Here is a 24,136-nt window from a genome sequence, read left to right as displayed (position 1 = left end):
CGTACGACCGAGGAGTAGAGGCCCGATGGCCGGAGTCGAAGAGATCCGCGCTGGCATCGCGCTCGCCAATGAAAAGGCGTCCGCGAGCATCGCCGCCCTGCAACAGGCAGCGCAGTCTCTCGAAGAAGCCCAGCAGTCGCTCGCACAAGCGACGCAAGGCAGCAGCCAGCACGAAGTGAGTCAGGCACACGGCCTTCTCGCACAAGCCCTGCACGACATCAGCGGCCTGCAGAGCACGGTCCAAGCAAGCATTTCCTCCGCCGACTCCTACTCGGCGCGTCTCTAGCCGGATGACGCTCGCCGATCTCCACCAGCTGCTCACCTCCGTCGTGGCCGGGCTCGCCGACGCACGAGCCCACGCCGAGCGGGTCACAAGCCTGCTCGGAGAGGCCCGGCAAGCACTCGTGGACGCCCAGGCCAAGGCCGATCCCTGGCTGCCTTCGCAGTACGCGCAGGCCGGCGAGGGGCTGGACCAGCTCCTCGTCCGCCTGGCCGCTGCCGAAGATCTGGTGAGCGGATACCGGTCGCGCCTGTAATCCTTTTGGGGACACCTTTTCTTGGGGACGCCGATGGCCAACAAGTCAGCCGAGCAACGCAACCGCGTCGAGACCGCACTCGACCGGGTCCGCCACCAGATCGGGCTGGTCCTGGGTGCGGCGGCCGGAGCACGCCAAGCCGCGGAGGCCGACCTCGCCAAACTCGAGCTGGAACGCGAGATCGTCCGCGTCGGCATGAACCACGCCACCAACGAGCAGCAGCACGAGTGGGCCAAACACCCGGCCGCGCACGAAGTGTTCGGCGCGCTCGGCAGTGTGCGAAGCGCTTTCTACACCGACTGGGGTCAAGGCCCCTCGACGCTGCGCGAGCTCGTCTCGCAGAACGCGCCCGGCCCGGCGGGGCTGCCCCCGGGTGACTGGCTCGGGCGCGTCGGTCACAACGCGGGCATCACCTCGCCCGGGCTGTGGCGCGTCGGCTCCGCGACGGCGGCCGGCGGCGACGCCACCCGCACGTTCGACGTCGCCGTCCCGCTCCTCGACGAATCGCACCTGGCGATCACGTCGGCGCCGAAGACGCGGCCCACCATCGACGGCATCGTGCAGAACCTGCTGATCCGCGTGCTCTCGACGTTCGAACCGGGCGCGGTGCGCGTGCACCTGTGGGACATCGGGCAGCTGACCGCGATCCTGCCCGACCTCTACCCGCTCAGCCGCACGAGTGCGCTTTCCCTGTACGACCCGGGCCGGCTCGAGGACCTCCTCGACGAGCTGGCCGGGCACATCCGGCGCATCCACGCGACCGGGATGCAGGCGGGGCACACGTCGCTGCGGGAGCTGCGCATCGACCGGCAGGAGCGGGTCGAGCCGTTCCGGATCGTCGTGCTGTACGGCAACGGCGAAACGCTCGAGCCCGAGCGCGCCCGCGATCTCAAGCGCGTCGCGAGTGGAGCGCTCGCCGCCGGGATCTGCCTGATCATGATCGACGTGCCGACCGCCGTGAGCGCGTCGGTCGAGACGCTCAGCCTCATCGACGACCGCCACGCGATCAGCAGCATGACCGGCACCGACCTGGTCGTCGACCTCGATCCGCCGATGCCGTCCGGCCAGGTCATCCGCGCCGCCGACCGGATCGCGGCGGCGCTGATCGCCAAACAGGGCGGGCCCCGGTCGTTCGACGACCTGCTGCCGACGGAGATCGGGCACGAAAGCTCGGCACGGGAGCTGCGCGCACCGGTCGGGTTCTTCGAGGGCGAGCCGGTCGAGGTCGTCATCGGCGACGCGAGCCCGCACGTCCTGATCGGCGGACCGTCCGGCTCGGGCAAGACGAACTTCCTGTACGCGCTGCTCGGCAGTCTCGCGGCGCGGTACTCGCCGGACGAGCTGGCGCTGTACCTGCTGGACTTCAAGGAAGGCGTGTCGTTCGCCGGGCTGGCGCCGGGGCGCAAGGACGCGAGCTGGCTGCCGCACGCGCGGCTCATCGGCGTCAACGTCAACACCGATCGTGAGTTCGGCCTGGCGCTGTTGCGGTTCCTGGCCGACGAGCTGCGAAGGCGGTCGGCGGCGGCGAAGGAGCACGAGGTCACGAACCTCGCGGACCTCCGCGAAGCCGACCCCGGCGGGCACTGGCCGCGGATCGTCGCGGTGATCGACGAGTTCCAGTACCTGTTCGCGGGCCGCGACCAGGTGACGGCCACGGCGACGCAGCTGCTGGAGGACATCGCGCGACGCGGCCGGTCGCAGGGCATCCACCTGGTGCTGGCCAGCCAGGACGTCGCCGGCATCGAGGCGTTCTGGGGCAAGCCGGCCGTGTTCGAGCAGTGCACGCTGCGCATCGCGATGCCGAAGGCGCGGCGCGTGCTGGCCGAGACGAACAACGCGGCGGTGTCGGCGCCGAAGTGGCACGGGGTGATCAACCACGACTCCGGCGTCGCGCACGGCAACCAGCTGGCCCACATCCCGGACGCGAGCAGCAAGAACGTCTTCGTGCGGCTGCAGCACCGGTTGTGGGAGGAGTACCAGGGCCGGTTCCCGCGGCCACGCCTGTTCGACGGCGCGCATTCGCCGATCCTGGAACAGTTCCCGGCGTACCTGGACCTGAAGCCGAACTCACGGCCGCGGGCGTTGCTCGGCCAGTCGATCGACGTCACCGAAGCCGCGTGCGGCGTGGAGCTGCCCCGGGCGCCGGGCCGCAACGTCGCGGTGCTCGGATCGGCCACCGCCGAAGCGCTGTCCATCATGGACTCGGCGGCGCGCTCGCTGTCGCGGCAGTACGAGCCCGGCGAGATCGAGTTCCTGCTGAGCTGCCCGATCGAAGCCTGTGCCCCGGCGGCGCTGGAGCTGACCGAGCGGCTACGCGCCGACGGCCACGCGGCCACGCTGGTGGAGGACCTGACCGGCGTGCTGGAGTCGATGACGGGTGCGCTGTCCGGCGGCGCGAAGGTCCTGCTCCTGTACGGCGTCGACGCGGCGCTGCCGTCGCTGGAGGTCAAGGCGGTCGGGCAGCTGAAGAGCGGCCTCGACCACCTGCGGATGGTGCTGAAGCAGGGCCCGGGACACGGCGTCCACACGATCGGCTGGTGGCGCAGCATCGCCCGGCTGAAGGACACGCTGGGCTTCGGGGGCACCGACGACATCGGCACGTGGGCGGCGCTCGACGTCCAGGGCAACGAGCTGGCGCCGTTCGCGGCCGGCCAGGTGGTGCACTGGTCGCCGCGCCCGGGCCGCGCGTTGTTCTTCGACCGCACGACCCACGGCGCCCCCGAAGTGATCATCCCGTTCCAGCGCCCGGAGAACGCACAGTGACCGACGACGGCGCCACCGCGGCCATGCGGTACAAGGAAATCATCGCCCTCTCCCGGGGCTCGGCGGAGAACCTGCGCGCCTGGGAGCTGGCGCGCGCGGAAGAGCTGGCCGGGGAGATCGAGGAAGCCCAGACCGCCATCGAGACGGCCGCGGAGCGCGAAGCCCGAGCGGCCGAGCGCGCGACCCGCTGGTGGAAGATGGCGCTGCACAACATCCAGGGCCTGCTCTGGCTCGACCCGGGCGACGAGCCCCGCCCGGTCCTGACCGCGCGCCCGGCGTACCTGGAGCGGTACCTCGAGGAGGTCAAGCCCAGCTACCAGGAGCTGGTGCAGGCGGTGCTGGCCCTGGGATGGCGAGCCAAGCGAGCGGCTGCGAAGCGCGGCGAGCAGCCGCCGGTCTAGACATCGAACACCGTGTCGTAGGGCTCGTCGTCGTCCGCCGGTCCCGGCTTCGGTCCCGGCTTCCGTCGCGGCTTCGGCGGTCGAGGTTCGGCGAGCTGTCCGGTGGCGGCGACGGCTTCCCGGACGGCGGCGGTGATGGTCCGGCTCAGCGTGACGGCGTCGAACCGCATCGCTTCCGGCGCGAGCCGCACTTCGCTGACGACGCCGCCGGGCCCGGCGAGCACGGTGACGACCCGATCCGGCGAGACGACGGTGGTGTGCTCGCTCCCGGCGATGCCCGCGAGGATGCGCTGGTTGTCGGCCTTGCGGTCGTCGATCCGCTTGAGCTGCCAGCGCATTTCCTCGATCAGCTGCGCGTTGTTCATGCCACGTCCTGACTGCGGAGGCTCCACGCGACCTTCGCCGTCGCCTCGGCGACCGCCGGCCAGGCGTCTTCGGACTCCGCCACCACCGACAGGATCACCACGGACCGGCCGTCCGGCAGGGGGATCTGGTACTCCGCCTTGATCTGGGTGCGGACGTCGCCTTCCGGCAGGTGGAACTCGCCGCCGCTGATCGCGGCGATCGCCGGGCCGATCGGGAGCCGGACCGGCTTCACCACCGCGCGCTTGTGCCGGCTCCGGTACTCCTCCGCCATCGCGGACACGAGGGCGTCCTGGTCGGCGGGCGCGGTCTCCGGCCACTGCGCGACGCCCAGCGTCAGGGTCGCGACGTCGCCCTTGCGGCGGCCGACGGCGAACTTGCCGAACACGCGGATGCCGTTGGCCCGCATGGACGGCACCAGCGCCATCAGGTAGCTGCCGAACTCCTGGATGGATGTCCCGGACGCCAGGTTTTCCGCGATGGTCCAGGCGTGACCGCGGTTCATCTTGTCGTCGGTGCCCACCGGCATGCCCGCGAACCCGGGCGGCAGATCGATCTCGAGAGGCATCAGTTCCACACCTCGTCTTCGGCACGTTCACGCCGGCGTTGGAGCGTGGTGTCGGCCTGGGTTCCGGCGTCGATCGCGTTGCCGAACGCCACCGCCGCCCAGGCAGCGGGCCCGGCGACGATCGACGTGCCGGTGACCGCCCACTGGGCCGCGTCCTTCGGCACCCAGTAGTTCTTGAAGTCGTCCACCGGGCTCTCGAAGCCGGCTCCCGCCGCTGCTTCGCCGCCCAACTGGCCGGCCAGCGCTCCGTAGGTCGCGACCTTGATCACGCTGTCCGGCATCATCGGGTTGATCCCGGCGAGCGAAGTGACCGCGCCCGCCACGTCGAAGATCAAGGTCTCGGGTGCCACATCGGCTCCCGCCGCCTTGGCGACCGCGTGACCGCCGAGCGCGCCCAGGCCGAAAGTGGTGGCGAGGAGACTCGTGACCTCACCGGCCGGTGACGGGAGGACGTCGCTCAGGACACCGAGGCCGTTGCCGATGTCCCCGACCACGTCGGAGACCTTCGACAGCACCTCCGCGTGGTCCTGGACGAAGTCCCACGCCTGATCCACGCCGTCGGCGAGGGTGTTGCCCAGGTCGGTCAGCGCCCCGCCGACGGCGTCGGTCAGCTGGTCGAGGACGTCCGGCTCGTCCGGCGCCAGGTCCTTCGCCTTCCGAAGCGCTTCCGCGACGCGGGCCGCCGCCTCCGTGTGCTCCTGCTGGAGCTGCTTCGCCGCGTCTTGGACGTTCTGGCAGCCGTCGATGGCGGACTGGAGCTGCCGGCCGGCGTCGTCGAGCAGGCGCTGGGCGATCCGCAGCGACGGCTGGTCCGGGAACGTCCGGTCGGCCAGCGCGAAGTCCGGGTTCGCGCGCGCCTGCTCGGCCGCCTCGGCCGCCGCCTCCGCGCGAGCCTCCAGGTCGGCCGCGCGGTGCTGCAGGTCGCCGAGGTCGCGGGACCACCCTTCGAGCGCGTCCGCGGCTTGGCCCATCGACTTCGCCGCACCTTCGAGGTACTGCGGCAACGGGCCGACGCGCCGCGCGAAGGCCTCGCTCGCCTCGCCCTGCCAGATGCCCTGCTGCCGGACGATCTGCCGGAGCGAGTCGTCGGCCTCGGTCAGGTCGCCGCTCACCGTCCGGTACTTGCCGGCCAGGTCGGTGACGCCGTCGAGGTCCCCCGGCGCGGGGTCGAAGCCCAGGGCCGGGAAGTCGCGGACGCTCACCGGTCGAGGCCGTTCAGGAGGTCGGTGATGCCGCCGGTCGCGCCGCCGCCCACCATCCCACCGCCGGAGCCACCGGCCAGGTCACCCAAGCCCGGCGCGCCACCAGCAGGCCGGTCATCGCCACCGCCCAGGCCCCGCACACCGCCACCAGCAGGCCGATCGCCGCCACCGCCCAGGTCACCGATGCCCGCCGGACCATCGCGCCCGGCCAGGTCACCGATGCCCGGCACGCCCCCGGTCACCCCGCCCCCGACCTTGCCGTCATCCCCGCCCAAGTCACCGATACCCGCCGGACCATCGCGCCCGGCTAGGTCACCGATGCCCGGCACGCCCCCGGTCACCCCGCCCCCGACCTTGCCGTCATCCCCGCCCAAGTCACCAATGCCCGCCGGACCATCGCGCCCGGCCAGGTCACCGATGCCCGGCACCCCACCACCGACCTTGCCATCCCCACCAAGCACCGCCGAGCCGAACTTCGCCAGCTCATCGCCGAACTCGGCCTCGATCCGCTCGTACTTCTGCTTCGCCTGCTTCAGCCGCTCACTGATCTCCGAAGCCGCCTCGCCGAGCCGGCCGATCCCGTACCCCCACGCCTCCTCGAACTCGATACCCGCCCGCCCCAGCTCCGCCGTCCCCAGCGAGCCGAACGCCCCACCGCCACCGAGCTTCCGGTTGGCATCCGCCATCCTGTCCGCCGCCGTGCCGAGGTCGTCGATGAGCTTGCCCAGCTCGCCGGCCTTCACCGCGTACCCGTCCACGCCACCCTCCCCTGTGGTCCCGTCACCAGTAAAGACGGCAGCACCCGCGATGCGGTTTCGCTGTCACCCCAAGGAGTGAACAGAAAAAAGGCCACCACCGAGCGGACGCCCGGTGGTGGCCTCGACGGAGACAGGCTTACGGGAAGTACTTGCCCAGCAGCTGCTCCAGGTAGTCGAGCAGGTCGTTGATCCCGTCCTGGATCGCGTTCCCGGTGCTCGGCCGGAACCGGATCACCTGCGGGTCGTGGTCGCTGGCCTGGTCGGCGAACTCCGCGTTGATGTGGACGACGTCGTAGTCCACCCCGCGCGGCGCCTTCGACGCCAGGATGTGGTCCAGCACCTGGGACTGACCCTCGAACACGTAGCTGTACCGCTCGGCCTCGGGCACCGAAGCGATCAGGTCCTTCAGCGCGCCACCGGCGGTGAGCGTCTGGACCGCGGGCGAGAACGGGTAGTCGTTCAGGTCACCGGCCACGACGATGTTCGCGTTGCGATCGGCCGCCAGCAACGAATCGACGAACCCGCGCAGCACCGTCGCCTGCTTCGCCCGCTGCACCTCGGAACTGCGCACCGGCGGCTGGAACCGGCCGTGCGTCGGCTGGTCGCCGCCCTTGGAGTTGAAGTGGTTGGCGATGACGAACACCGTGCGGCCCTTGAAGACGAACTCGCCGGCGAGCGGCTTGCGGCTGCTTTCCCAGGCTTCGTTCGTCGGGTCGACGCGGCCCGGCGACGCCGTCAGGTGCGTCTTCCCGCGGTCGCGGACAACGCCAACGGCCGAAGTCGACGTCCCGCCCGGCTTGTCCACAAAGGACACGCGAGCCGGGTTGAACAGGAACGCCACGCGGATGTTGCCGCCCGGCTGGCCGCCGTCCTGGTCGTTCACCGGGTCGATCGAGCGCCACTGGTAGCGCGGGCCGCCCTTGGCGACGATGGCGTCGGTGAACTTCTGCAGCGTCTGGTCCGCCGCGACGGTGCCGTCGTCGGTCGCGCCCGTGTTGTCCTGGATCTCTTCCAGGGTGACGATGTCCGGCGTCGCCAGGTGCGTCACGATCGCCTCGCCGAGCCGGTCGTACTTCGCCTGCGGGTCGCCCGGCGCCAGGTTCTCGACGTTGTACGTCGCGACGGCCAGCTCGCCGGACCGCTGCTTGCGCGTGGTCTCGGCCTGCAGCCCGTTGTCCTTTTCGGTGCCCAGCACGCTGGCGAACAGCGTGTAGCCGCCGAAGTTGCTGTACTCGACCGGGCCGGACGTGGTGCCGGTCAGCACGTCGCCGACGTTGAGCTTCGGGAACGGCCGCTGGTCGAACGGGATCAGCGACGACACCTTCATGACGCCGCTGTTCAGCTGGTCGTACCCCAGGTAGACGCTGCCGCCGCGCACGGACTCGTGCTGGTCCGGCTTGGACGTCACGTACAGCTCGTTGAAGGAGTTCGACGGACCGACGACGCGGGCGTCGCTGACCGAAACGATCTCGCTCTCGTGCGACTCCCAGAAGTCCAGCGCGTACTTGGTGGGCTCCAGCGTGAGCGGCTCGATGTTCCCGCCGGGCGACGGCGCGTACGTCGTCGGCACGGTGTCGGGGTTCAGCACGGTCGGCGCGGGCAGCGCGTTCCCGTGCGAGCCGACCGTCCACTGTGCACTACCCAGCTCGGTGAGCGACTGGTAGTTCGACGTCGCCGGCGCGTCCGGGTAGAACTCGCGGACGGTGCCGGTCGCGGTCACCGCGTCGCCGACCGCCACGGCCGGGCTGGTCGAGCCGGTGAACACGAACAGGCCCTCGCTGGTGCGCGGGTCGTTGTCCGGGTTCGGGTCGGTGAGCCAGAAGCCGCGCACCGAGCCGAACGTCCGGGTCGCGGTGACGACGCCGGTGACGTCGCTGACCTTCTTGTCCTTGAACGGCGAAATGCGCGTGGTGCCCTGGATTTCGTGGATCTTCGCCGGGGTGCCCGGGTCACCGGGGGTGCCGCCGCCGGTCGTCTCGCCCTTGGTGTTCGTCGGGGACGGGTCGCCGACCGTGAAGTCGGCCGCGTTGTCGTCGGTGTCGGCCAGGGCCGTTCCCCGCGCGACGGACGTCGAATTGGACGGCGCGGCCGTCGGGTTGCCTTCGCGCACGGTCGCCGTGCCGAACCCGACGAGGTCCTTGATCCGGGGTTCGGCGGCGCAGTCCGCGGCGGTCTTGCAGGTCAGCGCGGTGGTGCCGGAGACGAGGGCGATCGTGCCCGCGGACGCCGACATCGCGATCGTGCCCGTCGCGTCCGGCGTGGGCAGCGCGACGGTGCCGCCGGTGCCCTTGCCCTCGGCCACCAGGTAGCGCCCGCCCGGCGCGACGCTGCCGGCCAGCTGCGTCACCTGCCAGGTGCTGGACGCGCTCGGCGAGCCGGGCAGGTATTGGACGCTGAAGCCGTCGACGCTCGTGGCGGCAGTACCGTGGTTGGCGAGCTCGACGAAGTCGTTGGTCAACGTGGCGCCGGAGTTGCCGCCACCGCCGTAGACCTCGGCGATGACCGCGTCGGCGCTGGGTGCCGCGGACGCGGCCGGTGCGGCCACTCCGCCGAGCACCAAGCCGGACGCGACAGCCACCGTCAGCGCGGTCTTGGCTCTGTGGGTCTTGATCACCCTGAGTCCCCTTTGTGCTTGAACAGTCGTGGCATAGTCCCCCGAACAGATGAGGAGGAGGAAGACAAAGGTGCAACGATTCGTAACAACTACTTTCGTCGTCACTCTTTCGGCAGAGCAGGTTTTGTGATCACGCTGGTACTCGGCGGAGACGTCAACGTTCAGGGGCGCGCGACGCCGTCGGCGGCGTTCGAGCGGCTGGAACCGCTGCTCAAGGGCGCCGATGTCCGGTTCGCGAACCTCGAGGGTCCCCTCGACGCGGCGATGGCCGAAGCGCTGACGTCGGGCGGCATCGACGTCGTCTCGTGCGCCAACGACCTCACCGTGCTGACGACGCTCCCGGTCCTCGACCAGGCCGGGATCGCGCACTGCGGCGCCGGCCCGGACCTCGCCGCCGCGCACGCGCCCGCCGTGCTCGAACGGGCCGGGGAGAAGGTCGCCTTCCTCGCGTACACGTCGCTTCGCCCCTACGGCTCGCATCTGGACTTCCCCGGCGTCGCGCAAGCGTTTGCGACCACGGCCTACCAGCCCGATCCGCGCGTAGCGGAGATCCCGGGCCGCCCGCCGCTGGTGCGCACGTCGCCCTTCCCCGAGCACCTCGACCGGCTGGTCGCCGACGTCAAACAGGCCAAGGCGGCCCATGACCACGTCGTCGTCTCGATGCACTGGGGCCTGCCGGGCCCCGAACTGGCCGAGTACCAGGTCGCCTACGGCCGCGCCGTGATCGACGCCGGCGCCGACCTGGTCGCGGGGCACGGGCCGCACACGATCCAGGCCGTCGAGGTCTACCGCGGCCGCCCGATCCTCTACAGCCTCGGCAACCTCGTCTTCGACTGGCCGGCGATGCGCGGGCGGCACGTCGACGGGCTACTGGCGGGCTGCATGTTCGGCGACGAACCCCGCCTCGAGCTGATCCCGGTGCGGCGCAACGCCGACAACGAGTGCGTACCGCTCGCCGGGGACGAAGCGGGCAAAGTGCTGCAGTACGTCGCGGATCTTTCGGCCCGGCGCTCGACGTCCGTCTCCATCCGGGACGGAATAGCATCAGTAAGCGTTGGTACGTAACTGATCGCGTGCGAGCTGTTACAGGATGCGGTGCGACTGTCACCCATCCGGCGCATCTGCCTTAAATGCTCCCTAAGACCCGGAACAACCCGCGTGAAGCGGCGGTACGGTCTGCGAGAGCCGCCGGAAAAGTGGCACAGACCACTCTCGACAGCTCTCGACCAGCACGAACACGTGGGGGAGGGAGAACCATCATGTGGGGGCTGATTGTTCTCAGTTGCGTGTTCGTGCTGGTGCTGGGGATAGCCGCGGTCGTGGACCTTCGGGACCACGACCGCGGCGAACACCGCGTCTAGCGCACAGACTGCTTCGCCTTGTAGCGGCCGAAAAGCGTGCGCGCGCCGGCCAGCGCGACCCGCCCGGCGCCCTTCGCGCTCGCGGCCAGGAACGTCGTCCAGTCGAAGTAGTCGCGCCACAGCACGATCCGGCCGGCTTCGACCTCGAACGTGCCGCACACCCAGAACTCCGCTTCCCACGCGCCGCGGCGCAGCACGTCGGTGCGTTCGGTGAGCACGACGTTGCCGTCCGCGGCGATGTGGTGGGTGCGCGCTTCGAAACCTGAGCCGTACTTGGCCATGAAACGCAGCTGTTTCTCGACCGCCGCGACGCCGCGGGCGGGCGGCAACGGCACGTTCTGGTACACGATGTCGCTCGCTGCGAACGTCAGCGCGCGGTCCACGTCGAGGTCTTCGAGGGCTCTGAGAAAACCGGTCACCACTGCCTGGGGTTCATCGGTCATGCCCTCAGGCTAAGGGTCAGAACGGCCGGTCGCCCGCGATGGCGACGCGCTCCGCGATCCGGACGTGCGGGTGGTAGTCGTTGACCGCGTAGTGCTGCGTCGCGCGGTTGTCCCAGAAGGCCACCGAGTTCCGCCGCCAGCTGAACCGGACCTGGAACTCGGGCGTGTGGGCCTGCAGGAACAGGTACCGCAGCAGCCGGTCGCTCTCGTCGCGGTCCATCCCGACGACGTGCGTGGTGAACGCCTGGTTGACGAACAGGGTGCGCCGCCCGGTCTCCGGGTGCGTCCGGACCACCGGGTGCTCGACCGGCGGGAACTCGTCCTGCCACTGCGCGAGCAGCGCGGGATCGGAGAACCGGTCGAAGCCGGGGAGGTAGTCGTGGACGGCGGTCAGCCCGTCGATGCGGGCGCGGACGTCTTCGGGCAGGTTGTCGTAGGCGGCGGCCATGTCGGCCCACAGCGTGTCGCCGCCGACGGGCGGCACCTCGATCAGCCGCAGCACCGAGCCGAGCGCCGGGTTGGGCCGCCAGGTGACGTCGACGTGCCAGATGTTCTCGTAGCCGGGCATCGCCGCGGTGCGCTCGAAGCGCGTGACAGCGTCGTCATCGCCCTTCGGGATGAAGGGGTTGGTCTCCAGCTCACCCCAGTTCGCGGCGAACGCGCGCTGCTGCGCCGAGGTGATGTCCTGGTCGCGGAAGAAGAGCACCTTCCACTCGAGCAGGGCGCGGTTGAGCTCCTCGCGCAGCTCGGGCGTGAGCGGCTCCCGGAGGTCGACGCCGTCGATCTCCGCGCCGATCACCCGGCCGAGCGGGCGGATCCGGAAGAGTTCGTAAGCTTCGCCTTCGCTCCGGTGCAGGACACGCGGACCTTCGAGGAGGCCGTCGGGCGGGGTGACGGCGTCGCGCAGCGGAATCCGGGCAGGCAGGTCTACGGACATGGCTGTGCTCCAAGGGTTTTCGGAGGAATCGGGACGCCGGGCTCGCGTCAGGCAGGAGGCGAGCCCAGGCGGCCGCGGCGCAGCAGGAGCTCCACGGTGCCTTCTCCGACCGACCGCTTGGAGGCGCGGCCGTGCCACCGGATCGGCGTGCTTTCCGAGGTGGCGGGCATGTGCTCATGGTGTTCTTCCTCCCGCCCTGCGGTCAAGACGTCCACTTGGTGGAACGCGGTCAACGCCGCAGGTCACCGCGATGCGGGTGGCTCGGGAGCATGAGGCAAGATCTTCCACGATCGGGTGAGCGCCCTTGGACGACGGAGGTCCCCCATGCCGGAAGGCAGAGGCTCGCGGATCGGCAGTGCTATCCCGGAGCTCCGCCCCGGGGCCGGGGGTCCGGCCACCCGGAACCCCCCGAAGAAGGGGGGTGACTTCTCCGGGCTGCGTCCTGGGAGCCCCTCGAAGCGGCCGGAGCGGCTGCGCGCCGCCGCGGACCTGCTCGACCAGGCCGCGGCCGCCGACGACAAGGCAGCGGGGAGGTTCGCCGAAGCCCGCGTCGACTCGACGCCGTTCGGCATCTCGCCGCAGGCCCGCGAGCTGGCGGCCCGCTGGTCGGCCGCCCTCGCCGCCCGCGAAGCGGACGCGCGCGTCCTCGGCGACGCGACGTCCGACCTGGCCGGCCGGCTGCGCATGGCGGCGGAGAGCACCCGGAGCACCGGCTTCCGGGGGCGGATCGCGGTGGCCCCGTGACGTCGCCCGTGTTCGAACACCCCGCGTTGACGTCGGCGGCGGTCCGGTTGGCGTCCCTGCGCACGGCCGCGGGCCGGATCGGCGCCCCGGACCCGGTCGCGGCCCTGCGGCACCTCGACTGCTCACCGTCGTCGATCAGCGCGTCCGCCTCGGCGGTCGACGCGGGCGCGTCGCTCGTGACGTCGGCGTCCACGGAGTTCCGAGGCGGCGTCGAGCACGGCGAAAGCGGCGGCAGCGCGGAGACGTTCGGCATCTGGGCGGACACAGTGGACGGTCAGTACACGGCGGCGGCCCGCGCGGCCGCCGCCACCGCCGAGCTGGGCGTCCGGATCGCGGCGCGACTGGACGAGCTGGCGATTTCGGCGTCCGCGGAGGTGTGCGCCCTGGCGTCCGCCGCGGAGGACGCGGTGTCGGCGGTCCTGGCGGACGACCGCTCCCCCGAGGTGGTGAGCGCGGTCAGCGCCGCGTGCACTTCGGTGGTGCGGGTGATCCAGCAGGGGGTGGCTTCGCTGTCTTCGCTGCTGGCGGAGCTGGAGCCGTTGACGGCGCCGGCGGTCCAGCTCAGCTGAACCTTTCCCGGGCCCAGTCATCGAAGGGCCTTGCCGGGTGCCCGGTGACTTTCGCGACGTCCAGGGAGACGGGCTCCGGATCGTCGACCAGCGAGGCCCAGTAGGGCAGGGCGCTCTTCGCGAATTCCTCGCCCAGCTGCGCGGTCGCTTCTTCGATCGGTTGTTCTTCCCACTTCGCGGGTGTTCCGAGTGCTTCGCCGATGATCCTCACCTGGTCCGCCTGGCTGAGGGCTTCCGGTCCGGTGACGAGGTAGATCTGCCGGGCGTGGTCTTCGGTGAACGCCTTGATCGCCATGTCGGCGACGTCCTTTTCGTGGACGAGAGACCGTTTGGCTTGCCCGTAAGGCGCCCTGACCTTGCCGGTTTTCGCTTGCCCCACCCAGCCGAGGGTGTTGGTGGCGAGGCCGGTGATGCGGAGGAAGGTCCAGTCATCGGTGACGTTTCGTATGGCTTCTTCGACGTCGCCCCAGAACCCGCCCGCTTCGGCGGCCGCCGAGGAGACGTAGACGATTTTCTTGTCTTTGAAGGGTTTTACGGCTTTGTCGATGCCTTCGGCGGAGTAGAAGGGCCAGACGAGATAGACGGCGTCGACTCCCTCGGCAGCTTCGGCCGGGTCGGTGATGTCGCCGACGACGACTTCCGTTCCTTCGGGGGCTTTCGCCGGGTCGCGAACGAGGACTTTGACGTCCACGCCTTCGCCGAGCAGGCCGCGAACGACGTGGCGGCCGGTGTTGCCGGTGGCCCCGGTGACGAGGACCTTCATGATGCGCTCCTTGGTGATCGGGTTCGCTGACCACCGTCACACTTCAAGAGCCCTTCAGGTCAAGACTGCCGTCGTGTAGCACTGAAGCTGATCTCACGACTCTTGGAGCATGACCGGTAGAATCCGATCGTGGTCCTCGCTCGCCAAGCGTGTGAACGTGACCTTTGTGGCCCGTCTGATCTTGAGCACGGGCATTGCCCTGACCATCTGGGCAGCACGCCCACTGTGGGGGTCGCTCTGGCGGGTGCTCAGCGACTGGTGGGCCGCAACACTGGCCGGGGTGTCGCTCACCGTCGCAGTACTTCTCTTCGCGATCGGTGAGCGCCGCAAGCCCGCCGAGAGCGAACAGCCGACCGCAGCGGAGGCGCTGCGATCGCTCAGCTCACGATCGATCGCACTCGGCGCGGTAACCCTGCTGACAGTGGGCGTCACGGCAGCCGTCCTTCTGCTCGACACGTCGTCGGGACCAGGGGCCGCCGAACGGCTCGAAGCGATTAAGACGGCTGCGACACTGGTGGCAGGAACCGGTGGAGCCGCAGCCCTGCTCCTCGCCGCGCGACGACAGCGCTCTACTGAACTGACTCTCCTCCACCAGCAACGAGTCTCTCAGTCGACCGAGCACGATGCCGCCGAACGCAGACTGACCGATCTGTACCTGAAGGCGGTGGAACAACTCGGCTCACCGCAGGCCGCGGTCCGCCACGGCGGGCTCTACGCTCTCGAACGGGTGGCGCAGGACAACCCGCACCAACGACAGACCGTGGTGAACGTCATCTGCGCTTACCTCCGGGGAAGCCCGATCACCTCGCGTGCGCACAGCCCTGGACACCGCAAATCCGGCATCAGGCGGCCCGGCACGGCGTCGGCCGACGCACTGTCCGCCAAACCGGATGAGCGCCGCCAAGAGCGAGAGGTTCAACTGACCGCGCAGCGCATCATCCAAGCTCATCTCCGAGTCGAGACGGAGAAGTTCTGGCCGGACATAGATGTAGATCTCACCGGTGCCACGTTGATCGAACTCGACCTCACGGGTTGCCGCCTGAGGACAGCAACCTTTACCGACGCCACCCTGCTCGGAGATACAAAATTCCGCGAAGCAAGATTCGACGGCAGGGTATCCTTCACCGGCACCCAGTTCGCCGGCGAGCTGAATTTCGACGGCGCCGAGTTCTTCGACGAGTCACGTTTTGAAGCGGCGATATTTCACCGTTACTCGACCTTCAGCAGAGCCTGTTTTCACCGCCGCACCTGGTTCATCGGAGCAACCTTCAGGATGTTCTCGTCGTTCGATCATGCGAACTTCGACGCAGGCGCGAACTTCTTCAAATCTCACTTCGGCGAAAGATTCACTCTGACACAGGCCGAATTCGGCGACGACGCCAACTTTATCGAATGCAAATTCGATAAATCAACATCTTTCACGGACACCAAGTTCAGTGGAGCAACTTTTCAAAGATCCCATTTCAGAGACTCCGCCTTCTTCACCAATACTTCTTTCACCGAATACGCCCAGTTCGAAGAAGCGAAGTTTTTCTCACTCACCAACTTCGCGAAAATCACGTTCACCAAATCACCTGGTCTCACAGGAGTGGCTTTCACCTATCGGCGTCCACCCGAGCTCGCGGAGCAGGTCGACGCTCCGCCGCCCAGCCCGTGACCGCCGGCAGCCATCTCCACCGTGTCGCCGAGGGCGTGGCGACGCCTGGCCGGACGGACGCGAAAACACCCGGCAACCTGTGAAGGCTGCCGGGCGTTTCAAGAGCGGTGGCGGTGGGATTTGAACCCACGGACGGGGATTAGCCGTCACACGATTTCGAGTCGTGCTCCTTCGGCCGCTCGGACACGCCACCGCCGAGAACAATACCGGAGCGCCTACCCGAGCCTCACGAGGGGTCGCCCGGGCGGGGCGAACGGCGCCTGGCCTGGGCGTCCCGGAAGCGGTCGCGCAGGTCGTGGGCCACCTCGGCGACCTGCGCGCGGCGGCGCTGGACGCGTCCCGATGCCTCGAGACGGCGGTTGCCCGTGGCCGCGCCGAGCTTCGAACGGGCGCCGCCGACCGCTTGCTGGACCTTGTCCTTCATAGTCATGTCCACTGGGTACCCACCCGGGCGCGAACGTCAGCGCCGCGTGGCGAAATACGTCTCCAGGACGGAAGCGCACTCCGCCGAAAGGACGCCTCCGCGGACCTCCGGGCGGTGGTTGAGACGGCGGTCACGCACGACGTCCCACAGCGACCCCACCGCACCCGTCTTGGGCTCCCACGCCCCGAACACCAGCCGCGAGATCCGCGCCAGCACCAGCGCGCCCGCGCACATCGTGCACGGCTCCAGCGTCACCGCCAGCGTGCAGCCCTCCAGGCGCCAGCCGTCGTCCACCACGCGGGCCGCCGCCCGGAGGGCGAGGATCTCCGCGTGCGCCGTCGGGTCGCCCAGCTCGACACGCGCGTTGCGCGCCGCCGCCAAGGGGACCCCGTCGGGGCCGAACACGACCGCCCCGATCGGCACGTCCGCGCCGGGAGCCCGCGCCGCTTCGAGCGCGGCCTCCACGGCCTCGGTGTCGGACGGCCGTCTCAGAGCTCGTCCAGGAGCTTGGCGAACTCGCTGCCGAACCCGCACCGCTGCGCGACCATCTGCAGCTGCTCGTCCGGGTACAGGTCGACCTCGCCGACGATGACCTCCAGCTCGGGCCCGGGCAGCCCGAGGTCCGCCAGCAGCCCCAGGTCACCCTCGGGCCAGACGGAGTCGTCCTCCTCGTCCGGTGGATCGACGCGCAGGACGTCGAGGACGTCCGCCGCGATGTCGTAGTCCAGTGCCGCCGCCGCGTCCGAGAGCAGCAACGACGGCCCTCGCGGGCTCGGCCGGACGATGACGAAGAACTCGTCGTCGACCGCCAGCAGCCCGAAGGACGCACCGGTGGAACGTAGTTTGCCCAGTTCAGTGATCGCTGCGTCCAGCTCGGTCAGCGCCCCCGGGTCGAGCGCACTGCACCGCCACCGACCGTCTTCCCGGACCACGGCTACCGCGAAGCCCGTGACCGGCTCATCCACCGCCATGCGCACACCGTATTCCGCCGCTCGACCGAACGCACGCACGGTGCGCCCGAAGCGCCGCATGGGGCACTATCGGGACCATGACCGGCCCCACTGACCTGCCCACCCTGCCCGGTACGCCGTTCGACGGCCTCCTCGGCGACGCACGGGCGCTGCAAGACCGCACCGTCGCGCTCCGGCGCGCCGTGCACCGCCACCCGGAACAGGGCCTGCACCTCCCGCGCACCCAGGCGGCGATCAGGGAGGCCCTCGCGGACCTGCCGCTGGAGATCACCGAAGGCAAGGCGACGACGTCGCTGACGGCCGTCCTGCGCGGCGGGCGGCCCGGTCCGGCGGTGCTGCTGCGCGGCGACATGGACGCGCTGCCCCTGACCGAGGAGACCGGCCTCGACTTCGCGTCCGAAGACGAGCAGTCGATGCACGCGTGCGGGCACGACACGCACGTCGCGATGCTCGCCTCGGCCGCGCGGCTGCTCGCCGGGCGCAAGGACAAGCTGGCCGGCTCGGTCGTCTTCATGTTCCAGCCGGGCGAGGAGGGGCACCACGGCGCCCGGTTCATGATCCACGAAGGCGTGCTCGACGCTGCCGGGACGCGGGTCGAGCGCGCGTTCGGCGTCCACATCCTCGCCAACCTCCGGAGTGGACTGCTGTCGGTCCGGCCGGGCCCGCAGATGGCGTCGGCGGACTCCTTCACGGTGCACGTGACCGGCAAGGGCGGCCACGGCTCCGCGCCGCAGCACACGATCGACCCGGTGCCGGCGGCCGCGGCGATGGTCGGCGCGCTGCACACGATGATCACGCGCCGGGTCAGCGTGTTCGACCCCGCGGTGCTCTCGGTGACGCGGATCCAGGCCGGGACGACGTCCAACATCATCCCGGAGACCGCCGAGCTGGAGGGCACGATCCGCACGCTGTCCGAGCAGACGCGCGCGCTGGTCCGCGACGAGCTGTACAAGGTGTGCGAGCAGGTCGGCGCGGCCTACGGCTGCCGCGTCGTCGCCGACGTCGAGCCGGGCTACCCCGTGACGGTCAACGACGAGCGCGTCGCCGCCGAGGTCCTGACGCTCGGCGAGGCCGTGCTCGGCCCGGAGAACGTCGAGCTGATGGCGGACCCGCTGATGGGCGCCGAGGACTTTTCCTACGTCCTGCAACGCGTTCAGGGCGCGTACGCGTTCCTGGGCGCGTGCCCGCCGGGCGTCGACCCCGCCGAAGCGGCCGCGAACCACTCCAACCGCGTGCTCTTCGACGAGGACGCGATGCCGAGCGGCGTCGCGATGCTGGCCGCGTTCGCGCTCGACGCCCTGCGTTAAGGCCCGGTCCGCGACGGACGGCCGTCTTCGAGGTGCCCGGCGAAGCGGCGACGCCACCCCGGCGCCTCGAACGTGACGTCGTACCAGCCGTTCTTCGCCGACACCGGGAAGTCGTGCGTGGCTTCCGGCGCGATCGTGACGCCGTTCAGCACGACCGGCACCGGCCCGCTGTTGGTCACCGTGACGCGCAGCGCGGGCGCCGGGGTGAACGTGACGGAGGCGTCGAGCCCCGGTCGGCCCGAAGCCTCGACGACAAACCCGTTCGGGCCGTGGATGGCGATGTCGTACGACTCTCCATACGGGACTTCGCCCGTCATCTCGCTTCCCGGGCCGACGTCGAAGCGTTGTGACGCTCCGCCCGCGTGGTAGGCGTACGCGGCCAGCTGCAGCGTCTGCGTCCCGTGGTTGGCCAGGTTGAGCTTCAGCGCGCCCGGCGCCGCCGTGGCCCAGGCGACCGGCTGGTACGGCAGCGGGCGCGCCTTCGCCGTGCCGGGCTCCTGCACCAGGGCACCCGGCCCGAGCCCGGGCTTCGGGAGCCGGGACTGCGTCCGGTCGGCGTCGGCGCGCAACGCGTCCACGTCCGGCAGCAGCGGGATCGTCGTGTCGTGCGAGCGGAAGTCGAAACAGCTGGTCAGGTCGCCGCAGATGGCCCGGCGCCAGGCCGAGATGTTCGGCTCGCGCACCCCGGTCCACGTCTCCAGGAAGCGCAGCACCGACGTGTGGTCGAAGACCTGCGAGTTCACCCAGCCGCCGCGGCTCCACGGCGAGACGACGGTCATCGGCACGCGCGGCCCCAGCCCGATCGGCAGCGGGGCACCGGACGCCCCACCCTTCTCCGGGCGGTTCCCCGGCAGGTACTCGCCCGGGGTCCCGGGCGGCGGCGTCGGCGGGACGACGTGGTCGAAGAAGCCGTCGTTTTCGTCGTAGTTGAGGAAGACGACGGTCGATTCCCACAGTTCCGGCTTGTCCCACAACGCTTTCAGCATCCGCTGGACGTAGGAGGCACCGTCGACCGGCCGCGCGGAGGGGTGCTCGCAGTAGCCGTACGGGGCCACGACCCACGACACCGCGGGCAACGCCCCGGAGGCGCAGTCGGCGATGAACTCGGCCAGCGTGTGGTCGAGGTCCTTGCCCTTGCCGGAGTCGGGCAGCAGCTTCGTGCGCAGGTTCGCGCGCTCGGCCAGCCGGTGCTTGACCGGGTCCATCGAGTAGAGCGCGTCGTGGAAGTTCTGGAACAGCCACAGCGGGTTGTCGCCGTAGTCGCCGGCGAAGTGCTCGGGGACGCCGCGCTCCTCGTCGTTCGCGTAGATCCGCCACGTGATCCCGGCGGACTCGAGCCGCTCCGGGTACGTCGTCCAGCGGAAGGACGGCTCGTAGTCCGGGAAGTTGTGCGTGACGGGACCGCCGGCGACGCCGTCCGGGTCGATCGTGCCGGTCCAGTGGAACAGCCGGTTCGGCTGGGTCGGGCCCTGGATCGAGCAGAAGTAGTGGTCGCACAGCGTGAACGCGCTCGCCAGGGCGCGCTGGAACGGGATGTCGTCGCGGGTGAAGTACCCCATCGTCATGGGGCTCTTCGCGGCGACCCAGGCGTCGTACGCGCCGCCGTTCCACGCGCGGTGCGTGCTGTTCCAGTCGTGCGGCAGCTCGCCGAGGTCCTGGCCGTCCACAACGGACGTGTCGACCCGGAACGGCAGCACCGGCGCGCCCTTGCCGCGCTGGCGGAAGACGTCCCGCAGCGCCGCGCGGTCGCCGAAGCCGCGCACGCCGGCCATCGTGCCGTAGTAGTGGTCGAACGACCGGTTCTCCTGCATCAGCACCACGACGTGGCGGACGTCGTCGATCGTCCCCTTCCGCGGCGGAGCTGCGCACGCGGCCGTCAACGAGCCGGCGACGGTGGCCGCGGCCGCGCCGCCGAGCACCGTGCGCCGCCGAATGCGGCCCATGCCTGCCTCCTCATCCCCACGCCGGCGGCCCGGCGAGGGGTACCTTCTCCGCCGAGAGAGGTGGTACCCATGCTCGACTCAGCGGATCTGGTCGCCTTCGCACCGTCGACCGACCTGGAGCGCTCCCGTGCCTTCTACACGGACGTCACCGGGCTCGAGTTCATCGAGCAGTCCCCCTTCGCGTGCGTGTTCCGCAGTGGAACGACCATGCTCCGCGTCACCGCCGTCGCGGAGTTCACGCCGCAGCCGTTCACGGTGCTCGGCTGGGCGGTCGCCGACATCCGGGCGTCGGTGGCCGAGCTGCGGGGCCGGGGCGTGGAGTTCCTCACGTTCGACACGCTGCCACAGGACACCGACAAAATCTGGACCACGCCGGGCGGGCGGATCGCCTGGTTCCGCGATCCGGACGGCAACGTGTTGTCCCTGACCGAGTTCACTGGCAATTAAACAACAGTGTTGATTTAATGGGCGGATGACCGAAGCCGATCGTCTCGCCCAGCTCGCTGACCAGGAAGAACGTCTCCAGTTCACGAAGTTCGACAACGAGACGGCGCTCACTCTCGGCGCCCAGCTGCTGGCCGCGGCCCGGGAGCGCGGGCTGCCGGTGACGATCTCGGTCCGCCGGGGCGGCCAGCGGCTCTTCCACGCGGCGCTGCCGGGGACATCGGCCGACAACGACGCGTGGATCGACCGCAAGAGCCGCGTCGTGGACCGCTACGGGCACAGCTCCTTCCTGGTCGGCACGCAGTTCCGCGCGAAGGGCGGTTCGTTCGAAGCGGACTCGCGCCTGAACCCCGACGAGTACGCGGCCCACGGCGGCGTGTTCCCGGTGCTGGTGCGCGGCGTCGGTCCGGTGGGCACGGTGGGCGTCTCGGGACTCCCGCAGGCCGACGACCACGCGTTCGTCGTCGAGCAGCTGGAGCTGTTCCTGGCTTCCTGAGGCTGTCGATCCGGCGCCTCCTCGGGTGACGTACTGGTACACGGCATCCGAGGAGTCTCCATGAGCAAGCTGATCGCCACGACGTTCCTGAGCCTGGACGGCGTCTACCAGGGCCCGGGCGGCACCGAAGAGGACCCGTCCGGCGGCTTCGACCTGGGCGGCTGGGTGACGCCGTTCTACGAGAAGGGCATGGCGGACCTCGCCGAAGAGTGGATCTCCCGGGCGGGTTCGTTCCTGCTCGGCCGGCGGACGCACGACATCTTCGCCGCGCACTGGCCGAAGGTCACCGACCCCGCCGACCCGCTGGCCTCGCGGCTCAACGGCCTGCCGAAGCACGTGGTTTCGCGGACCCTGACGACGTCTCCCTGGGCGGGTACGTCGATCGTGCGCGGCGACGTCGTCGAGTCCGTCCGCGAGCTGAAGTCGCGGCCGGGCGACGAGATCCAGGTCCACGGGAGTGGCGCGCTGCTGCAGACGTTGATCGCGCACGACCTCGTCGACGAGTACCGGCTGTGGCTGTTCCCGGTCGTGCTGGGCAAGGGGCGGCGGCTCTTCCCGGCCGGGGTGGTGCCGAAGAAGTTCGAGCACGTCGAAAGCCGGCGCACCGCCGCGGGGGTCACCGTGCTCGTGCTGCGGCCGGCCGGGAGCCCGGACTACGACACCTTCCGGCTCGTGGCGGAATAGCGGTGGACGGTCTTGCTACCGTCGAAGACATGAAGCGCGCAGCGGACACGACGACGCCGGAAAGTGTCCCGGCGCGCTGATCCACGCTCACCGAAGCCCGGGGCGGTCGCCCCGGGCTTCGTCTTGTGGTCGATCGCCTCGCCGTCCACGAGGAGTCCACCATGCACGATCACCGCAAGCTCGGCCGTGAGCTCGGCCTGTTCGACGCCGATCCGCTCATCGGCGCGGGCCTGCCCTACTGGCTGCCCGACGGCGCGATCGTCCGCCACAGCCTCGAGGAGTACGTCCGCGGCCTGGAACGGCGCGCCGGGTACCAGCACGTCCATTCGCCGGTGCTCGGCAAACGTGAGCTGTACGAGATCTCCGGGCACTGGTCGCACTACCGCGACGACATGTACCCGCCCATGGACGTCGGCGGCGAGCAGCTCGTGCTGCGGCCGAGCCTCTGCCCGCACCACGCGCTGATCTACCGTTCGCGCGGCCGCAGCTACCGCGAGCTCCCGCTGCGCATCGCCGAAATCGGCGGGATGTTCCGCAGCGAGCTCTCCGGCGTGCTCGGCGGGCTGAGCCGGGTGCGCGCGATCCAGCTCAACGACGCGCACATCTTCTGCACCCCCGAGCAGGTCGAAGCCGAGGCGGGCGCCGCGCTGGCCATGATCCGGAAGGCTTACGACGCGCTCGGGATCAGCCCGGCGCGTTACCGGCTTTCGCTCCCCGGCCCCGGCGGGAAGTACGTCGCCGGCGACTGGGACCGGGCCGTGGACATCCTGCGCTCCGTCCTCGACGGCCTCCCGTACGACGCCGTCGAGGGCGAAGCGGCCTTCTACGGACCGAAGATCGACGTCCAGATCGTCGACGGCGCGGGCCGCGAATCGACCCTGTCCACCGTCCAGATCGACTTCCACCAGCCCGAGCGGTTCGGCCTCGAGTACGTCGGCGCGGACGCGGCGAAGCACCGGCCGGTGATGGTGCACCGCAGCATCATCGGCAGCGTCGAACGCGCGGTGGCGCAGCTGGTCGAGGTCCACGGCGGCGCGTTCCCGGCCTGGCTGGCGCCGGTCCAGCTGCGGCTGCTGCCGGTGTCCCCGGCCGAATTGCCTTACGCACGGTCAATTCTCGACCGGTGTGACGATCTGCGCGTCGAGATCGCGCCGGAAGGCAGTCTCGGCGCACGGATCCGGGACGGCCGGCTGGTGCCGTACCAGGCCGTGCTCGGCCCGCAGGAGGTCGCCGCGGGGCAGCTTTCCCTGCGGTTGCGCGACGGGCGCCGGGTCGACGCCCAGCCGGCCGAGGAGGCGCTGGCGTGGATCAGATCGGAGGTCAAGCCGTAGCCGCGGCCAGCCAGCCGAACGCCGGCGCCAGGCTTTCCGGGGCGGCCCAGCCGTTGACCACCGCGAGCAGCCGCAGGTAGCGCTCGCGGCGGGGGTCGCCGACGAGGGCGAGCCATTCCCGCACCTGGCCGGGGTCGCGCCCGAGACCGTCGACGATCGCCCGGGCCTCGGGCGACTCCGGTGCGACTCCGGCCTCGAGCGCCGGCGTGACGGCGTCGCGCACCTCGGCGGCCAGGCCGCGGCGCAAACCACCCTCGTGCTGCTCCACGAGCCGGCGCAGGATCGCGCGGAACTCCTTGTCCTGCGTCAGTCCGGCCAGCTCCACCCACGCCTCGACCTGCTCGGGGCTCGGCTCCTCCGGCAGCTCGGGGGTCAGGGTGCGGGCGACGCCTTCGAGGTCGGGACGGTCGCCCAAGGCGTCGGTGAGGAAGTCGCCGACCAGGCGCCGGCGCTCCACTTCGGACAGTCGGGCCAGCTCGTGCATCAGCGTTGCCTCCTCGGGGGTCGAACCACGTTTCGCGACGGCCGTCAGCACCGCGTGACGCACGCGCAGCACGCGGATCTGCAGTTCCAGGGCCTCGGCGTGCCTCGCCGCGACGTCGGCGACGGTCGCTTCGCCGTCGACGACCTGCCGGATCGTCGCCAGGCCGACGCCGAGTTCCCGGAGGGTGCGGATGAGGTCGAGCCGGGTGCGCGCGGTGTCGTCGTACTGGCGATGACCTGCGGCGTTGCGCCCGGACGGCGGGACGAGGCCGCGGTCGGAGTAGAACCGGACGGCCTTGACCGTCAGGCCGGTCCGGCTGGCCAGCTCGCCGATCGAGTACCACATGCCCTCAGCGTGGCACCTCCCCTCGGAG

At 70.3% G+C, this 24,136-nt stretch carries 27 protein-coding genes and 1 tRNA gene; 13 read left to right on the top strand and 15 right to left on the bottom strand.

Going from position 1 to position 24,136, the window contains the following annotated elements:
• Positions 1–25: 25 nt before the first annotated feature.
• The 4 genes from ABZ342_RS05925 to ABZ342_RS05910 are packed head-to-tail and all read left to right on the top strand — an operon-like array spanning position 26 to position 3,700.
• Positions 26–286 (top strand): hypothetical protein, encoded by a 261-nt coding sequence (locus ABZ342_RS05925; protein ID WP_155547915.1) that lies wholly within the window; start codon positions 26–28, stop codon positions 284–286.
• Between the two features lie 4 nt (positions 287–290).
• Positions 291–536, top strand: a complete 246-nt coding sequence (locus tag ABZ342_RS05920) for a hypothetical protein (protein WP_155547916.1) — start codon at positions 291–293, stop codon at positions 534–536.
• Positions 537–569: 33 nt separating this feature from the next.
• Positions 570–3,299 carry an FtsK/SpoIIIE domain-containing protein gene (locus ABZ342_RS05915; protein WP_360469159.1) on the top strand — a complete coding sequence of 910 codons (2,730 nt, stop codon included), beginning with the start codon at positions 570–572 and terminating at the stop codon, positions 3,297–3,299.
• Positions 3,296–3,700, top strand: coding sequence for a hypothetical protein (locus tag ABZ342_RS05910; RefSeq protein WP_155547918.1), 405 nt, complete (start codon positions 3,296–3,298; stop codon positions 3,698–3,700). The genes ABZ342_RS05915 and ABZ342_RS05910 overlap by 4 nt, the downstream gene beginning before the upstream one ends.
• On the opposite strand, the gene ABZ342_RS05905 is transcribed toward ABZ342_RS05910, so the two are convergent.
• From ABZ342_RS05905 to ABZ342_RS05885, 5 genes are all read right to left on the bottom strand, one after another.
• Complete coding sequence (locus tag ABZ342_RS05905; RefSeq protein ID WP_360469156.1) at positions 3,697–4,065, bottom strand: YbaB/EbfC family nucleoid-associated protein; 369 nt, start codon at positions 4,063–4,065, stop codon at positions 3,697–3,699. The genes ABZ342_RS05910 and ABZ342_RS05905 overlap by 4 nt on opposite strands.
• Complete coding sequence (locus ABZ342_RS05900; RefSeq protein WP_360469154.1) at positions 4,062–4,631, bottom strand: hypothetical protein; 570 nt, start codon at positions 4,629–4,631, stop codon at positions 4,062–4,064. The genes ABZ342_RS05905 and ABZ342_RS05900 overlap by 4 nt, the downstream gene beginning before the upstream one ends.
• The gene (locus tag ABZ342_RS05895) at positions 4,631–5,833 is read right to left on the bottom strand and encodes a putative T7SS-secreted protein (protein ID WP_360469151.1); all 1,203 of its coding nucleotides are present in this window, start codon (positions 5,831–5,833) and stop codon (positions 4,631–4,633) included. The genes ABZ342_RS05900 and ABZ342_RS05895 overlap by 1 nt, the downstream gene beginning before the upstream one ends.
• On the bottom strand, positions 5,830–6,591 hold the full coding sequence (locus tag ABZ342_RS05890; protein WP_360469149.1) for a hypothetical protein: 762 nt from the start codon (positions 6,589–6,591) through the stop codon (positions 5,830–5,832). Before ABZ342_RS05890 ends, ABZ342_RS05895 begins: the two co-directional genes overlap by 4 nt.
• Before the next feature lie 136 nt (positions 6,592–6,727).
• Entirely contained in the window at positions 6,728–9,205 is a 2,478-nt protein-coding gene (locus tag ABZ342_RS05885; protein WP_360469146.1) for an endonuclease/exonuclease/phosphatase family protein, read from the bottom strand.
• Positions 9,206–9,331: 126 nt separating this feature from the next.
• Between ABZ342_RS05885 and ABZ342_RS05880 the strand changes: the two genes are divergently transcribed.
• Positions 9,332–10,270, top strand: coding sequence for a CapA family protein (locus ABZ342_RS05880; RefSeq protein ID WP_360469143.1), 939 nt, complete (start codon positions 9,332–9,334; stop codon positions 10,268–10,270).
• 292 nt (positions 10,271–10,562) lie between these two features.
• Here ABZ342_RS05880 and ABZ342_RS05875 read toward each other — a convergent pair whose 3' ends face one another.
• Genes ABZ342_RS05875 through ABZ342_RS05865 form a run of 3 tightly spaced genes read right to left on the bottom strand, consistent with a single transcriptional unit; the run spans position 10,563 to position 12,116 of the window.
• A complete protein-coding gene (locus ABZ342_RS05875; protein ID WP_360469140.1) occupies positions 10,563–11,009 on the bottom strand; it encodes a limonene-1,2-epoxide hydrolase family protein in 447 nt (148 codons plus the stop codon).
• Positions 11,010–11,025: 16 nt separating this feature from the next.
• Entirely contained in the window at positions 11,026–11,946 is a 921-nt protein-coding gene (locus ABZ342_RS05870) for a TauD/TfdA family dioxygenase (RefSeq protein WP_360469137.1), read from the bottom strand.
• A 47-nt stretch (positions 11,947–11,993) separates the two neighbouring features.
• Positions 11,994–12,116, bottom strand: a complete 123-nt coding sequence (locus ABZ342_RS05865) for a hypothetical protein (RefSeq protein ID WP_360469134.1) — start codon at positions 12,114–12,116, stop codon at positions 11,994–11,996.
• Between the two features lie 154 nt (positions 12,117–12,270).
• Between ABZ342_RS05865 and ABZ342_RS05860 the strand changes: the two genes are divergently transcribed.
• Positions 12,271–12,690, top strand: coding sequence for a hypothetical protein (locus ABZ342_RS05860; protein WP_155547928.1), 420 nt, complete (start codon positions 12,271–12,273; stop codon positions 12,688–12,690).
• On the top strand, positions 12,687–13,259 hold the full coding sequence (locus tag ABZ342_RS05855) for a hypothetical protein (protein WP_155547929.1): 573 nt from the start codon (positions 12,687–12,689) through the stop codon (positions 13,257–13,259). The genes ABZ342_RS05860 and ABZ342_RS05855 overlap by 4 nt, the downstream gene beginning before the upstream one ends.
• Here the strand turns inward: ABZ342_RS05855 and ABZ342_RS05850 are convergent.
• A complete protein-coding gene (locus ABZ342_RS05850; protein WP_360469131.1) occupies positions 13,252–14,022 on the bottom strand; it encodes an NAD(P)H-binding protein in 771 nt (256 codons plus the stop codon). The genes ABZ342_RS05855 and ABZ342_RS05850 overlap by 8 nt on opposite strands.
• Positions 14,023–14,131: 109 nt before the next feature.
• Here ABZ342_RS05850 and ABZ342_RS05845 point away from each other — a divergent pair, with 109 nt between their 5' ends.
• Entirely contained in the window at positions 14,132–15,679 is a 1,548-nt protein-coding gene (locus ABZ342_RS05845; RefSeq protein ID WP_360469128.1) for a pentapeptide repeat-containing protein, read from the top strand.
• 105 nt (positions 15,680–15,784) lie between these two features.
• Here ABZ342_RS05845 and ABZ342_RS05840 read toward each other — a convergent pair.
• The 4 genes from ABZ342_RS05840 to ABZ342_RS05825 all read right to left on the bottom strand — a co-directional run bounded on the left by ABZ342_RS05840 (position 15,785) and on the right by ABZ342_RS05825 (position 17,074).
• A tRNA-Ser gene (locus ABZ342_RS05840) sits at positions 15,785–15,872 on the bottom strand.
• A gap of 33 nt (positions 15,873–15,905) precedes the next feature.
• Positions 15,906–16,109 carry a CsbD family protein gene (locus ABZ342_RS05835; protein ID WP_155547934.1) on the bottom strand — a complete coding sequence of 68 codons (204 nt, stop codon included), beginning with the start codon at positions 16,107–16,109 and terminating at the stop codon, positions 15,906–15,908.
• Positions 16,110–16,139: 30 nt separating this feature from the next.
• On the bottom strand, positions 16,140–16,568 hold the full coding sequence (locus tag ABZ342_RS05830) for a nucleoside deaminase (protein ID WP_360469125.1): 429 nt from the start codon (positions 16,566–16,568) through the stop codon (positions 16,140–16,142).
• A gap of 23 nt (positions 16,569–16,591) precedes the next feature.
• On the bottom strand, positions 16,592–17,074 hold the full coding sequence (locus tag ABZ342_RS05825) for a tRNA adenosine deaminase-associated protein (protein ID WP_230863018.1): 483 nt from the start codon (positions 17,072–17,074) through the stop codon (positions 16,592–16,594).
• Between the two features lie 77 nt (positions 17,075–17,151).
• Here ABZ342_RS05825 and ABZ342_RS05820 point away from each other — a divergent pair, with 77 nt between their 5' ends.
• Positions 17,152–18,381 carry a M20 family metallopeptidase gene (locus ABZ342_RS05820; RefSeq protein ID WP_360469121.1) on the top strand — a complete coding sequence of 410 codons (1,230 nt, stop codon included), beginning with the start codon at positions 17,152–17,154 and terminating at the stop codon, positions 18,379–18,381.
• Here ABZ342_RS05820 and ABZ342_RS05815 read toward each other — a convergent pair.
• Complete coding sequence (locus ABZ342_RS05815) at positions 18,378–20,324, bottom strand: phosphocholine-specific phospholipase C (protein ID WP_360469118.1); 1,947 nt, start codon at positions 20,322–20,324, stop codon at positions 18,378–18,380. The genes ABZ342_RS05820 and ABZ342_RS05815 overlap by 4 nt on opposite strands.
• 69 nt (positions 20,325–20,393) lie before the next feature.
• Here ABZ342_RS05815 and ABZ342_RS05810 point away from each other — a divergent pair, with 69 nt between their 5' ends.
• The 4 genes from ABZ342_RS05810 to thrS all read left to right on the top strand — a co-directional run bounded on the left by ABZ342_RS05810 (position 20,394) and on the right by thrS (position 23,279).
• The gene (locus tag ABZ342_RS05810; protein WP_360469115.1) at positions 20,394–20,771 is read left to right on the top strand and encodes a VOC family protein; all 378 of its coding nucleotides are present in this window, start codon (positions 20,394–20,396) and stop codon (positions 20,769–20,771) included.
• A gap of 25 nt (positions 20,772–20,796) precedes the next feature.
• Positions 20,797–21,264 carry a heme-degrading domain-containing protein gene (locus tag ABZ342_RS05805; protein WP_155547940.1) on the top strand — a complete coding sequence of 156 codons (468 nt, stop codon included), beginning with the start codon at positions 20,797–20,799 and terminating at the stop codon, positions 21,262–21,264.
• Positions 21,265–21,324: 60 nt separating this feature from the next.
• Positions 21,325–21,948, top strand: coding sequence for a dihydrofolate reductase family protein (locus ABZ342_RS05800; RefSeq protein ID WP_360469112.1), 624 nt, complete (start codon positions 21,325–21,327; stop codon positions 21,946–21,948).
• Positions 21,949–22,109: 161 nt separating this feature from the next.
• Positions 22,110–23,279, top strand: coding sequence for a threonine--tRNA ligase (thrS, locus tag ABZ342_RS05795; protein WP_360469110.1), 1,170 nt, complete (start codon positions 22,110–22,112; stop codon positions 23,277–23,279).
• Here thrS and ABZ342_RS05790 read toward each other — a convergent pair.
• Positions 23,269–24,108: a MerR family transcriptional regulator gene (locus ABZ342_RS05790; protein ID WP_360469107.1), complete on the bottom strand. Its 840-nt coding sequence runs from the start codon at positions 24,106–24,108 to the stop codon at positions 23,269–23,271. The genes thrS and ABZ342_RS05790 overlap by 11 nt on opposite strands.
• Positions 24,109–24,136: the final 28 nt, after the last annotated feature.

It is taken from the genome of Amycolatopsis sp. NPDC005961 (genome assembly GCF_040629235.1).
Taxonomy (GTDB): Bacteria; Actinomycetota; Actinomycetes; order Mycobacteriales; family Pseudonocardiaceae; genus Amycolatopsis; species Amycolatopsis camponoti.
The sequence above is the reverse complement of the archived record's forward strand: the minus strand, read 5'-3'. Positions and strand labels throughout refer to the sequence as shown.